Raw genomic sequence first — 12,308 nt, 5'->3', positions numbered from 1 at the left:
CCCCGGTCGCGGACGCGTCTCCGGAGGGCACCCGGGCCGCGGCTCGGGGCCGCGGCGGGTCACCGGTCCTCGGGGGTCACCGGCGGCCGGCGGGTGTCACCGCCTCTCGCTGAGTTCGTACAGGCGCGCGCGCAGCTCGTCCACGTCCGGGGTGCGGACGAGTTCGTTGCCCCGCACCGCCCACCAATGGCCGGAGCCGCCGCGGCCGATCCGCCACCCGGCGAATTCGGCCGACAGCTCGGTCAGCTGGTCGGATTCGTACCACGCGGTCCGCTGGATGCCCATCGGCGTCACTCCCCCACTCCTGTGCCATCGTCCTATCCGGTCCCGCCGGTTCTGCCCGGCGGCGGCCGCTCATGCCCGGCACGACCGGCCCGCCCGCTCGCTCTGCCCGCTCTCTACGGGTATGTCCGGACCTGCCGGTTTCGCCGCTGCTTGCCTACCCGCCCGGCGGGCACCTTCAACAAGCGTTTTGACCTGCGGGGACGCGAGAGCGGAAACGTGACGGGGAGGGTGCCGTCATGGCCAAATCATGCTGACCCGCGCGGTAGCCAGTTAGCCCGATAAAGTGCCCATTCCGGGGGTATGGTCGTCCATTCCGCATAAATCCCGACCCCGTAGGGGCGGGCCGGTGGCCGGTCGAGGGCGTCCAGCCCTCTCCGCACGCCCCTGAGGGCGACCGGAAGGTCCTCCGCCCAATCGAACATCGGGCGGTAGGTGGGAATTCCCATGAAGACCGTGGTGCGGTCGCCGATCAGCCGCAGGGTCTGCTCTGTGTGCCAGGCGAAATGCCGGCCCGCCAGGGACCGCGTCGGCAGCGACACGTCGTAGGTCATGACGGCGACCTGGTCGGCCCTGTCGGCGAGATCGCGCAGGTACTTCTTGGTCGGCCGCGGCGGGTAGTGGAACCGGCCGTGGCCGCGCGGGATGAGTGCGCGGTAGACCGGCTGCGCCGCGTCCACCAGGGTGAGCTGCTCGATGGCCACCGACAGCACCCGGCCCCTCGCCCGTGTCAGCTCCCTGGTCCGCTCCATCAGCTCCAGGAACGCGGCGTCGCCGGTGTAGATCGGCTCGAAGTCGTAGTGGATCCCGTCGAAGCCGAGGTCGAGGAAGGTCGCGTCGGTGCGCAGCACCCGCTCCCGCACGGCCGGGTCGTCCAGGTCGGTGATGCCGTAGCCGTCCACCTTCCGGATCTGCCCGAGGTACGCCTGCGCGCGCACGCCCGGCGCGTGCTTCCGCATGGCCTGGATCAGCTTGCCCGCGTTGCGGTACTTGGCGGGCGGGACGGTGCCGTCGGCCTCGAACGGGCCCGCGTGGAAGAACACGTCGGTGATGCGGTTCTCGCGGAGGAGGCGGCCGAGGTCGCGGTACTCCTGCTCGGTGTGCTCCTCCCCCACCCACTGGTGCCGGGCCCAGAGCGCGTTCACGACGGTGCCGCGCGCCTCGGGCTCGGGCTGCCACCACACCCACACGCCGGCGAACACGAGCGCCACCAGGCCCAGCACGTACGCCAGCGCCCAGCCCGCCCAGCGCAGAACCCGAACGCCCCTCCTCATCCACGTCATCGGGCCATGATCCCGGAAAACCGGACGTCTCGCGCCAGGCGCGCCAAGGGCTCCGCTTCAGAAGACCGGAATGATGTCCTCCGGGTCGATGAAATCGACCTTGACCCCTGCGATGTCCAATTCCGGAATGGCGGGGAAGGCGATGCCCCAGCGTTCGACGATGGCGCGTACGCGGGCGATGGCCTGCCTCCAGTTCTCCGCCTGCTCCTCGAACGACAGCACGCCCAGGCCCGCTTCCCGCGCGTGGTTCATCAGCACCCGGTGATTGGCCATGAAGTAGGGCGGCAGGTCCCAGAAACCCTCGGGCGGCTCCCACAGGATCATCGACAGGAAGACGAACCCCGCACGCAACTGCTTGGTGATCTGGTCCTTGACCTCCTCGTTCAGGCCGGGCCACTCCTTGTCGAGGATCGTCATGCAGATCTGCAGATGGCGCGACTCGTCCCGGCCGATGCGCTGGAACATCTCCCCGAACACCGGATGCCGGGTTCCGGACGCCATGCCGCGGAACAGCGTGGACGCGGCCATCTCGCCCATCATGAAACTGGTGAACAGAACGGCCAGCGAGTATTTGCGGACGGCCGTGTTATATCCCTGCCAGTACCGCCCGCCGTTGTAGTAGAGCCAGTTGATGTTGTTGTGCGCGGCGTGTTCGAGCCCGGTGCCGGGCGTCCAGTCCAGCGGCCCGCCGGGCCAGATCTTCGCGATGGTGCGCTGGCAGCACTCCTCGTGGTTCATCTCGTCCCGCGTGATCGAGAAGAAGCACTTGCGGACCGGGTCCTCCTCGTGCTGCTCGAACGCGTGGATCGTGGCGCGGGCGAAGACGGCGGGACCGGAGGCGTCGAAGTTGGCCAGCACCGAGAACCAGTACATGATCCCGAGCCGCTGCTCCACGCTGAAGTCCTCCGGGCGGATCCCGTCCCAGGGCAGGTCGGCGGGGTTCCACACGGTCCGCTTGGACTTCTCGTAGATGGCGGCGAGCTTGTCGGTCTCGACCCGCCACTCCATCGGATAGATGTTCGGCTGCGGGATCTCCGGCGCGGGCCAGAACCCGCCCTCGGGAACGGTGACCTTGTCGTCCATGCGGGCTCCCTGCGCTCACGACGATGTGACGCTTTCCTTCCCATCGTGCGTGAACGTGTCACATTCCGCAAGCTCCGAACCGTCCGGCACGGCCTGCACCCGCACGTTCCCCACCCGGGCGCGCTGGGTCAGGGCGACGCAGACCAGCACGCCCACGGCGGCCAGCGCGGTGAAGCCGTCGATCAGCTCGCCCAGGAGGATCCCCGACCAGAGCAAGGTGAGCAGCGGCTGGCTCAGCTGGACCTGGCTGGCCCGCGCGATCCCGGCTCGGGCCAGCCCCTCGTACCAGGCGAAGAAGCCCAGGTAGGCCGACAGCAGCGCGACGTACCCGAAACCGAACGCGGACCTGCCCGTCCACTGCGGGTCCGTCGTGGCCAGCAGCCGGCCGGTGACCGGGACGGTGATCGGCGCGACCAGCACCAGCGCCCACGAGATGACCCGCCAGCCCGGCATCTCGCGGGCCAGCCGGCCGCCCTCGGTGTAGCCGACCGCGGCGGACAGCAGGGCGCCGAACAGCAGCAGGTCCGCGGCGGTGACATGGCCGGCGCCGCGGATCACGGCGAATCCGGTGACCAGGACCGCGCCGGCCGCGCCGGCGAGCCAGAACATGGGCGAGGGCCGCTCGCCCGCCCGGACCACCGCGAACACCGCCGTGGTGGCGGGCAGCAGGCCGACCACCACGGCGGCGTGCGCGGAGGAGGAGCCGTGCTCGAGGGCGAGCGTGGACAGCACCGGGAAACCGAAGATCACCCCGGCGGCGGTGACGGCCACCGCGCCCCACTGCCGGCCGCGCGGCCGGCGCGCCGACCCGGACCCGCCGCGGAACGCGAGCAGCGCGACCACCGCCAGGACGGTAGCGGCCGCGGAGCGTCCGATGCCGATCAGGTACGGGTCGAGACCCTCCAGCCCGAAGGCGGTGGCCGGGAAGGTCAGCGAGAAGACCAGCACGCCGAGCCCTGCGAGGCCCAGACCGAACCCGGGACCGGGCCCTGGATCGGACTCGGACGCGGCCTGGACCGCTATCGACCCGGGTGCAGTAGCGCTATCCTTATGGCTCATGCAACAGGATAGCAGTGTGGCCAGTTTGGCGGAGCGGCTGCGGGCGGAGCTGCACGGGATGCACCCCGGGCAGCGGCTCCCGTCCAGCCGCGCGCTGACCCGCCGCTACCAGGTCAGCCCCGTCACGGTGGCGCGGGCGCTGGGGCTGCTGGCCGCGGAGGGGCTGGTGGTCACGCGGCCGGGCAGCGGCGCCTTCGCCGCCGAACGTCCCGGTTCGGCCCCGGGAGCGGCGGCCGGGCCCGCCGACCTGGGCTGGCAGGCCGTGGCGCTCGGCGACCGCGCGGTGGACGCCGGCGGCGTGGCCCGGCTCCTGACCCCCGCGCCCGAGGGCGCGATCGCGCTCAGCGGCGGGTACCTGCATCCCTCGCTCCAGCCGCTGCGGGCGCTGGCGACCGCGGCCGCCCGCGCCGCCCGCCGCCCGGACGCCTGGGCCATGCCCCCGGTGGGCGGGCTGCCCGAGCTGCGCGCCTGGTTCGCCCGCACGGCCGCGCCGGGCGGTGAGATCGCGCCCGCCGACGTGCTCATCACCGGCGGCGGGCAGCAGTCGCTGACCACGGTGCTGCGCGCGCTCCTGCCGCCCGGCTCCGCGCTCCTGGTCGAGTCCCCCACCTACCTGGGCGCGCTCGCGATCGCACGGGCCGGGAGGCTGCATCCGGTGCCGGTCCCGGCCGACGAGGCGGGGCTGCGGCCGGACCTGCTGGCCGAGGCGTTCGACATGACCGGCGCCCGCGCGGTCTACCTCCAGCCCACCTTCCACAACCCGACCGGCGCCGTGCTCCCGGTGGAACGGCGGGCGCGGGTGATCGAGGCGGCCCGCGCGGCCGGCGCGTTCGTGATCGAGGACGACTTCGCCCGCCACCTCGCCATCGACCCCGTCCCGCCCCCCATGGTCGGCGCGGACCGGGAGGGCCGGGTCGTGCACATCGCCTCGCCGACCAAGGGCACCGCGCCCAGCATGCGGGTGGCCGCGGTGATCGCCCGCGGCCCGGTCGCCGAACGGATCCGCGCGACCCAGCTCGTCGAAGGGTTCTTCCCGGCCAGGCCGCTGCAGGAGACGCTGCTCGAACTGGTCAGCTCCCCGGGCTGGGCGCGGCACCTGAGAGCCGTGCGGACGGCGCTGCGGGCGCGCCGGGACGCGGCCCGCGCGGCGTTCGCCCGCGAACTGCCGGAGCTGCGGGTCGACCGTCCCGACGGCGGGCCGCACCTGTGGGTCCGGCTGCCGGACGGCACCGACGACGTCGAAGTGACGGCCGCCGCGCTGGGCGCCGGGGTGCTGGTGAGCGCCGGGCGGCCGTTCTTCCCGGCCGAGCCGCCCGGCCCGTACCTGCGGGTCAGCTACGGAATGGCGGCCACCGAGGCGGAGCTGGCCGAGGGGGTCCGCCGCCTCGCCGAGGTCGTCCGCTCGCGGTGAGGCGCCCCACCTCCAGGCGTGGTGGACGCTAGGCGGTGACGAAGCAGAACTCGTTGCCCTGCGGGTCGAGCCAGACCTGGAACGGCCGCGCGGGGTTTTCGCCCATCGGCTCGCCGTGCGGGGTCGCGCCCAGCTCGCGGGCGCGCTCGCCGGCGGCGCGCACGTCGGGCACCTCGATGTCCAGGTGCACCCGGTTCTTGCCGCTCTTGGACTCGGGGACGAGATGGAAGCCCAGCAGCGGCCCGTCCGTACCGAGGGCCTCCAGGTCGACCCAGTCGTCTTGGCGTTCGGTCACCTTCATCCCGAGCAGCCCGCCCCAGAACGCGATCATGACGTCCAGATCCGTGCAGTCGATCACGACGTTCGACACCTTCGGCACCATCCCGGCCCTCACCCCTGACTGGTCTTCTCGCTGCGACACCACCTAAAACGGTACGCAGGTGTCGAACCACGTGCAACCGTCCATCGGTAAACGCCGGTGTCGTAGCTGGTAAAGTGCGGCCGACGGCAGGAACGGAGCGTATGGACGAGCAGCGGCGCACCGGCGGCCGGGCCGAGTCCACCGCAGCCCTGCTGCTGCGGGACTTCGTCAACACGCTCGACGTGGAGTGCGCGACCGACGCGATCGACACGCCCGCGCGGCTGGCGGAATGGCTCGCCGCGCGCGGGCCGGCATCGCCGCGCGTCCACGCCGACCAGGCCGACGTCGACCTGGCCCGCATCCTGCGCGAAGGCCTGCGCACCGCGATGCTCGCCCACCACGGCCCCGGCGACCCCGCCTCGCCGCTGGCCCCGCCAACCTTGCCCGAGGAACTGGAACGGGCCCTGGGCCGGCTGCCGCTGCGGCTCACGCTCGCCGACGGGGCGCCCGCGCTGATCCCCCTCGGCGGCGGCGCCGCCGGCGGCCTGGCGCGGATCGCCGCGGCCGTCACCGAGTCGGCCGCCGACGGCAGCTGGCCCCGGCTCAAGGTCTGCCTGGAGGACACCTGCCTGTGGGCGTTCCTCGACACCTCCAAGAACCGCAGCCGCTCCTGGTGTTCGATGCGGGTGTGCGGCAACCGGACCAAGACCCGCGCCTACCGCGCCCGCCGCCGCACCCGCACCGCGCCCCGCTAGACCACCGAACGAGAGGACGTGGAACACCATGGCCGATGTGGGCGTACGGCCCGCCCGCCGCGCGGACGCCGCCGCCGTCGCCGACATCCAGGTGCGCGCCTGGCGGCAGGGGTACCGCGACCTGCTGCCCGCCGGGGTGCTCGCCGAGGTGACCGGCCCGCAGGCCCGGGACATGTGGCGGGAGCGCTGGACGGAGGCGGTCACCGCCCCGCCGGGCCCGCGGCACCGGCTGCTGGTCGCGGTCTCCTCCGACCTGGTCGTCGGCTTCGCCGCGCACGGCCCGGCCGAGAACGACCCCGACCACGACCCGGCAGCCACCGCCGAGCTGATCACCCTGCTGGTCGACCCCCTGCACGCCCGCGCCGGGCACGGCAGCCGGCTGCTGGCCGCGACCGTCGACCTGCTGCGCGAGGACGGCTTCACCACCCTGATCACCTGGGCGTTCGAGCGGGACGAGGTGCTGCGGGCGTTCCTGGGCGCGGCCGGATGGGCGCCCGACGGCACCGCCCGCGACCTGGACATGGGCGAGCCGGTACGGCAGATCCGCCTGCACACCGACATCACAGCCGCCCCCGGGCCCTAGGGCCGCGCGAGCGCGCTACCTGGCCGGTGGGGCGACGCCGGAGGCGAGCCTCACCGGCCAGATCGCGAAGCGATGTCGCGCTCGCCCCAAGCACGGTCAGGGAGCGAGCCGCCAGGCGAGCCCCTGGGCCGTGATTGCAATAAGTACAGGGTCGGTGAAGAGCATCGGAACGGCGGGCTTAAGTTGGAAGCCGTGTCCGTGACCACCTCCGCGACGTCGTCCAACGCTCCCGCGCCCGGCCCCGCGTCCCGCCGCCGCAGGCTCGCCCTCGTCGTCATGAGCCTGGGCGTCTCGCTGATCGTCGTGGACGCCACCATCGTGGGCGTCCTGATGCCCCAGATCGTGTCCGGGCTGGGCCTGACCACCTCGGACGCCGAGTGGGTGACCTCGGTGTACGCGCTGGTGTTCGCGGCGCTGCTGATCCCGTCCGGGCGCGCCGGCGACCTGTTCGGGCGGCGCCGCGCGTTCCTGGCCGGCGTCGCGGTCTTCGCGGCCGCCAGCGTGGTCGCCGCGCTCGCGCAGGACGGGTCGGCGCTGATCGGCGCGCGTGCCCTGCAGGGCGTCGGCGCCGCGATGCTCATGCCCGCCACGCTGTCCACCGTGAACGCGATGTTCACCGGACGGGAGCGGGCGGCCGCGTTCGGGATCTGGGGCTCGCTGATCGCGGGGATGGCCGCGCTGGGCCCCCTGATCGGCGGCGCGGTGGCCAGCTCGGCGGGCTGGCGCTGGGCGTTCGGGGTCAACCTGCCGCTCGGCCTGGCGCTGATCGCCGCCGCGGCCGTCCTGATGCCCGAGACCCGCGCCCCCCGGCCGGACTCGGCCAGGGGGCGCGGCGCCCTCCGGAACGCGCTGCGCGAGATCGACTGGCCGGGCGGGGCTCTCTCGGCGCTCGGGCTCGGCGCCCTGGTCTGCGGGCTCATCGAGGGCCAGTCCTACGGCTGGTGGACGGCGACCCGCCCGTTCACGATGGGGTCGTTCACCTGGCCGCGGGACGGGCTGTCACCCGTCCCGATCGTGCTCGGCCTCGCCGCCGTGCTGCTGGCCGCCCTGGTCGTGGTGGAACGCGCGCGTGCCGCCGTGGGCCGTCCCGTCATGCTCGACCTGACGCTCTTCCGCATCCCCAACTTCCGGCACGGCAACCTCGCCTCCGCCTTGATCAACGTGGGCGAGCTGGGCCTGGTGTTCGTGCTGCCGCTGTTCCTGCTCGGCGTGCACGGGACCGCGCCGCTGCAGATCAGCGTGGCGCTGCTGCCGCTGGCCGCCGGGGCGTTCCTGTCCGGCGGCGGCGCGGGCAGGCTCGCGAACCGGTACGGGGCGCACCGGGTCGTCCAGCTGGGCATGGCGCTCGAGGTGGCGGCCGTGACCGCGCTGGCGCTGACGCTGACCGCGACCACCACCGGCTTCGGCCTGGCCCCCTGGATGCTGATGTACGGCTTCGGGCTGGGCCTGACCTCCGCGCAGCTCACCAACGTCTCGCTCGCCGACGTCCCGCCCGGGCAGGCGGGGCAGGCGTCCGGCACGCAGTCGACGGCGCGGCAGGTCGGCGCCGCGCTGGGCATCGCGCTGATCGGGACGGTCTTCGCCACCGGCCTCGGCCACGCCATGGCCGACCGGCTGCGCGGCACCGACCTGCCCGCCGCGCAGCAGGCCGCCATCGCCCGCGAACTGCGGGAGAGCGCCGGCACGTACGCCCGGGACCTGCACGAGCTCGCCGACGGCGACCGCATGGCCGCGGCGGCCGACAAGAGCCTGACGGGGGTGGCCCGGGGCACCGACCTCGTCCGCACCGCCAGGCCGAACGACACCGTCATCGCCACCGACGCTTCCGGCGGCACGGCGACGGAGCCGCCCTGGCGCCACGACCGCGCCCGCATGCTGGCCGCGGCGGCCGACGCGAGCCTGGCTGAGGCGACCCGGCGGGCCGTCCTCGCCACGGCCGCGATCCTGGCCCTCGGCCTGGTCCTCTCCCTGCGACTGCGCCCCGCGTCCGGCGCGAGGCCGGGGCGGAATGCGCGACCGGCCCGCGATCCGGGACAATTGGCAGGCTAGTTTCCTGTCGCCCCACGAGAACCAACGGTAACCAGTGGCAACGCTCTCCCAATGGGTCGCCGGAGCGCGGCCCCGCACCCTGCCCGCCTCCCTCGTCCCCGTCGTCGTCGGCACGGGCGTCGCGGCCGGCGAGGGCCAGGCGGTGTGGTGGCGCGCGCTCCTCGCCGCCTTCGTCGCCCTCGTGCTCCAGGTCGGCGTCAACTACTCCAACGACTACAGCGACGGCATCCGCGGCACCGACGAGGAACGCGTCGGCCCCCTCCGCCTGGTCGGCTCCAAGGTCGCCAAGCCCCGGCATGTGCTGGCCGCCGCCCTCGGCTGCTTCCTCGCCGCCGCCGTCGCCGGGCTCGTGCTGGCCGCCGTGACCACCTGGTGGCTGATCCTGGTCGGCGCGGTGGCGATCCTGGCCGCCTGGTTCTACACCGGCGGCAAGACCCCCTACGGCTACCGGGCGCTCGGCGAGATCTCGGTGTTCGTCTTCTTCGGCCTGGTCGCCGTGGTCGGCACGGTGTACGTCCAGGTCGAGGGGATCCCGTGGGAGGCGTGGGCCGCGGCGGTGCCGATCGGGCTGCTGGCCTGCGCGCTGCTGGTGGCCAACAACCTGCGCGACATCCCCACCGACGCGGTCACCGGCAAGCGCACCCTCGCCGTCGTGCTAGGCGACCGCCGGACCCGGATCCTGTACGCCGCGTGCACCGCGCTGCCGTACACGATCGTGCTGGCCGTCGCGGCCCCGCACCCATGGGCGCTGCTGGCGCTGCTGTCCGCGCCGCTGTCGGTGCCGCCGACGCAGACCGTGCTGAAGGGCGCGACCGGGCCCGCGCTCATCCCCGTGCTCGGCGGCACCGGACGGCTCCAGCTCGCCTACGGCGCCCTGCTGGCCGTCGGCCTGGCCCTCTGACCGCCGCTCGCGCCCGGCCGCGTGGAGGAGCGACCGGGCGCCGCGGACGACGGCGTCAGGGGCGGGGCGTGACCGTCCAGTCGATCTCGGGCTCGCCGGCGTCCGCCAGGGCCTTGTTGACGGTGCTGAACGGGCGCGTCCCGAAGAACTTCTTGGCGCTCAGCGGGCTCGGATGCGCCGACTCGTGCACCACGTGCCGCTCGCCGGTGATCAGCTTGGCCTTCTTGCGGGCGTAGCCGCCCCACAGCACGAACACGACCCGGTCCTGCTTGGCGTTCAGCGCGCGGATCGCGGCGTCGGTGAAGTCCTCCCAGCCCTTGCCCGCGTGCGAACCGGCCTCGGACGCCCGCACCGTCAGCACCGCGTTCAGCATCAGCACGCCCTGGTCGGCCCAGGCCGTGAGATCGCCGGTCTTGGCGACCGGCACGTCCAGGTCGGCGGCCAGCTCCTTGTACATGTTCCGCAGCGAGGGCGGCGGCTTGACGCCGTCCCGGACGCTGAAGCTCAGACCGTGCGCCTGCCCTGGGCCGTGGTAGGGGTCCTGGCCGAGGATGAGCACGCGGGCCTTGTCGAACGGGCAGTGCCGGAACGCGTTGAACAGGTCCTCCCGGGGCGGGTAGACCGTCTGCTCCTCGTACTCCTGGGCGACGAACGCGCCGAGTGCCGCGACGCCCAGCGGGTCGACGAGCGGCTCGAGCCGCTCCCGCCAGTCGCCGGGCAGCAGTTCCATGAGGTCGAGGGACATGAAGAAGGCCTCCGGGGAAGGTGTCGTTCGCTACCGGCACCCTAGCGGCGGCCTCTGACACGCTGCGCGGCGAATCACCGGAGCAGAACAACCCGAAGAGGCCCTGACCCTAAGATCTGAATATATGCCCGACACCCCCCGCCCGCGGCGTATCGCCGCATGCGCCCTGCTGATCCTTCTCGTCTCCGGCGCGATCGCGGTCGGCTGCGGCGGCGGCGCCGGGAGCGCGACGCTCACCGTCCTGGCGGCCTCGTCCACCCAGGAGGTCATGCGCGAACTGGGGGACGCCTACCAGCAGGAGCACCGCGGCGTCCAGGTGCGGTTCGCCTTCGGCGGCTCGCAGGAGGTCGCCGAGCGGCTGTCGCAGCCGGCCGGCGGCGACGTGCTGGTGACCGCGGACGAGAAGACGATGAACGGCGCCGACGGCCACCTCACCGGACGCCGCCGGATCGTCGCGCACAACTCCATGACGATCGCGGTCGGCCCCGGGAACCCGCGCCGCGTCCAAGGGCTGCGCGACCTCACCCGGCCCGGCCTGCGGGTCGCCGTCGCGGCGTCCACCGTCCCGGCCGGAACCTACGCCCGGCAGATCTTCGCGGGCGCGGGGATCACGGTGCGGCCGTCGTCGGAGGAGATCAGCGTCCGCGCGGTGCTGGACCGGGTCCGCACCGGCGAGGCCGACGCCGGGCTGGTCTACATCACCGACCTGAGGTCGGCGGGCGCCGCCGCGAGCAGCGTGCCGATCCCCGCGCTGGAGAACGTCACCGCCACCTACCTCGCGGCGGCGGTCAAGGAGACCGAGCACGAGAAGGAGACCGCGTCCTTCGTCGCCTGGCTGACCTCTCCCACCGCCCGCAAGCTGTTCAACAAGTACGGCTTCGTCACGCCCCAGCCCTGAAGCAGGTCAGTCCCTGGACAGGCCCATCGGGTTCGGGAAGGGGATCTCGCCCGAGTCCATCACGGCGCGCGCGACCGGCTCCAGGAGGGCGAACAGCTCTTCGGGATCGTCCAGGACCCGGTACGGCGGCGCGGCCAGCGCGTCGGTGCGGTCCTCGATGCGCCGCCGGAACGCGCGCCCCTCCTCGGTCGCCGTGCCGTCGGCGTTCAGCAGCCCGCGGCCGGCCAGCCTGGCGACGGTCGCGCGCAGATCCTCCGCCGTCCAGCCGCGGCTCAGGGGGATCAGGTCGAACCCGTCCCCGGCGACCGCCGCGGACAGCACGTTGGCCTCGGGCCCGCTCACGCCCTCCGCCGTGAGGATCATCAGGTGGCCCTCCCCGCGGTGCTCGCGGAGCGCGGTCGCGGCCAGCCAGAGGGCCGCGACGGCGTCGTCCGGGACGGGCAGGTCCCGGTTCGCGCAGAACAGCGGGCGCCCCGGCCCTTCGGCCGCCTCCACGACCTCGCGCAGCAGCGGCGCCGCCTTCGGCGCGATGTCGTCGACCGCCGGGGCGAGCCGGCGCAGCGCCTGCACCGCGGCCGCCTCGCGCGTACGCAGGATGTCCCGCGGGGACGCGAACGACCACGCGTCGGGAACGGCCCTGCGGACCCGCTCCGGCTCGAACCCGTAGAACGTGGCGTCGATCACACCGGCCGAGACCGGCCCCATGGGAGCCGCCCGGCCCCCGAAGTACCCCATCCAGTAGCCCTTCAGGCCCACGTCCTTGTGCGCCTGCACGCACTCGGGCGAGAAGTAGGTGACCACATGCACCGGCTCGATGGCCGTCCACAGCGTCCGCGCGTACGAATCCTCCATGCCGGGCATTCTGCCGCGCCCGGCCGGACCGCGGATAGAGCGGCGA

Annotated in this window: 13 protein-coding genes; 6 read left to right on the top strand and 7 right to left on the bottom strand. The window is 73.5% G+C overall.

Going from position 1 to position 12,308, the window contains the following annotated elements; all coding sequences use genetic code 11:
• Window positions 1-96: 96 nt before the first annotated feature.
• The 4 genes from ABD340_RS45850 to ABD340_RS45835 form a co-directional block, all read right to left on the bottom strand.
• Complete coding sequence (locus tag ABD340_RS45850; protein WP_344598241.1) at window positions 97-285, bottom strand: hypothetical protein; 189 nt, start codon at window positions 283-285, stop codon at window positions 97-99.
• Window positions 286-530: 245 nt separating this feature from the next.
• Window positions 531-1,565, bottom strand: coding sequence for a glycoside hydrolase family 18 protein (locus ABD340_RS45845; RefSeq protein ID WP_344598239.1), 1,035 nt, complete (start codon window positions 1,563-1,565; stop codon window positions 531-533).
• A gap of 57 nt (window positions 1,566-1,622) precedes the next feature.
• Window positions 1,623-2,648, bottom strand: coding sequence for a hypothetical protein (locus ABD340_RS45840; protein ID WP_344598237.1), 1,026 nt, complete (start codon window positions 2,646-2,648; stop codon window positions 1,623-1,625).
• Window positions 2,649-2,663: 15 nt separating this feature from the next.
• Window positions 2,664-3,707 (bottom strand): DMT family transporter, encoded by a 1,044-nt coding sequence (locus ABD340_RS45835; protein WP_344598235.1) that lies wholly within the window; start codon window positions 3,705-3,707, stop codon window positions 2,664-2,666.
• Between the two features lie 16 nt (window positions 3,708-3,723).
• Between ABD340_RS45835 and ABD340_RS45830 the strand changes: the two genes are divergently transcribed.
• Complete coding sequence (locus tag ABD340_RS45830; protein ID WP_344598233.1) at window positions 3,724-5,118, top strand: aminotransferase-like domain-containing protein; 1,395 nt, start codon at window positions 3,724-3,726, stop codon at window positions 5,116-5,118.
• Between the two features lie 28 nt (window positions 5,119-5,146).
• Here the strand turns inward: ABD340_RS45830 and ABD340_RS45825 are convergent, their stop codons facing one another.
• Window positions 5,147-5,488 carry a VOC family protein gene (locus ABD340_RS45825; RefSeq protein WP_344598231.1) on the bottom strand — a complete coding sequence of 114 codons (342 nt, stop codon included), beginning with the start codon at window positions 5,486-5,488 and terminating at the stop codon, window positions 5,147-5,149.
• 152 nt (window positions 5,489-5,640) lie between these two features.
• Here ABD340_RS45825 and ABD340_RS45820 point away from each other — a divergent pair, with 152 nt between their 5' ends.
• The 4 genes from ABD340_RS45820 (at window position 5,641) to ABD340_RS45805 (ending at window position 9,767) form a co-directional block, all read left to right on the top strand.
• On the top strand, window positions 5,641-6,234 hold the full coding sequence (locus ABD340_RS45820; RefSeq protein ID WP_344598230.1) for a CGNR zinc finger domain-containing protein: 594 nt from the start codon (window positions 5,641-5,643) through the stop codon (window positions 6,232-6,234).
• Window positions 6,235-6,262: 28 nt separating this feature from the next.
• Window positions 6,263-6,817, top strand: coding sequence for a GNAT family N-acetyltransferase (locus ABD340_RS45815; RefSeq protein WP_344598229.1), 555 nt, complete (start codon window positions 6,263-6,265; stop codon window positions 6,815-6,817).
• Between the two features lie 192 nt (window positions 6,818-7,009).
• Entirely contained in the window at window positions 7,010-8,866 is a 1,857-nt protein-coding gene (locus tag ABD340_RS45810; RefSeq protein WP_344598227.1) for an MFS transporter, read from the top strand.
• A gap of 34 nt (window positions 8,867-8,900) precedes the next feature.
• Complete coding sequence (locus ABD340_RS45805; protein ID WP_344598225.1) at window positions 8,901-9,767, top strand: 1,4-dihydroxy-2-naphthoate polyprenyltransferase; 867 nt, start codon at window positions 8,901-8,903, stop codon at window positions 9,765-9,767.
• Window positions 9,768-9,822: 55 nt separating this feature from the next.
• Here ABD340_RS45805 and ABD340_RS45800 read toward each other — a convergent pair whose 3' ends face one another.
• Window positions 9,823-10,512, bottom strand: coding sequence for a uracil-DNA glycosylase (locus ABD340_RS45800; RefSeq protein ID WP_344598224.1), 690 nt, complete (start codon window positions 10,510-10,512; stop codon window positions 9,823-9,825).
• Between the two features lie 124 nt (window positions 10,513-10,636).
• Between ABD340_RS45800 and modA the strand changes: the two genes are divergently transcribed.
• A complete protein-coding gene (gene modA / locus ABD340_RS45795; RefSeq protein ID WP_344598222.1) occupies window positions 10,637-11,410 on the top strand; it encodes a molybdate ABC transporter substrate-binding protein in 774 nt (257 codons plus the stop codon).
• Between the two features lie 6 nt (window positions 11,411-11,416).
• Here modA and ABD340_RS45790 read toward each other — a convergent pair whose 3' ends face one another.
• Entirely contained in the window at window positions 11,417-12,262 is an 846-nt protein-coding gene (locus ABD340_RS45790; protein ID WP_344598220.1) for an SCO6745 family protein, read from the bottom strand.
• Window positions 12,263-12,308: the final 46 nt, after the last annotated feature.

This window comes from Actinomadura vinacea (assembly GCF_039532545.1).
In the GTDB taxonomy this organism is placed as follows: Bacteria; Actinomycetota; Actinomycetes; order Streptosporangiales; family Streptosporangiaceae; genus Spirillospora; species Spirillospora vinacea.
Note: the sequence above shows the minus strand (reverse complement) of the source record. Positions and strands in the feature narration are given on the sequence as shown.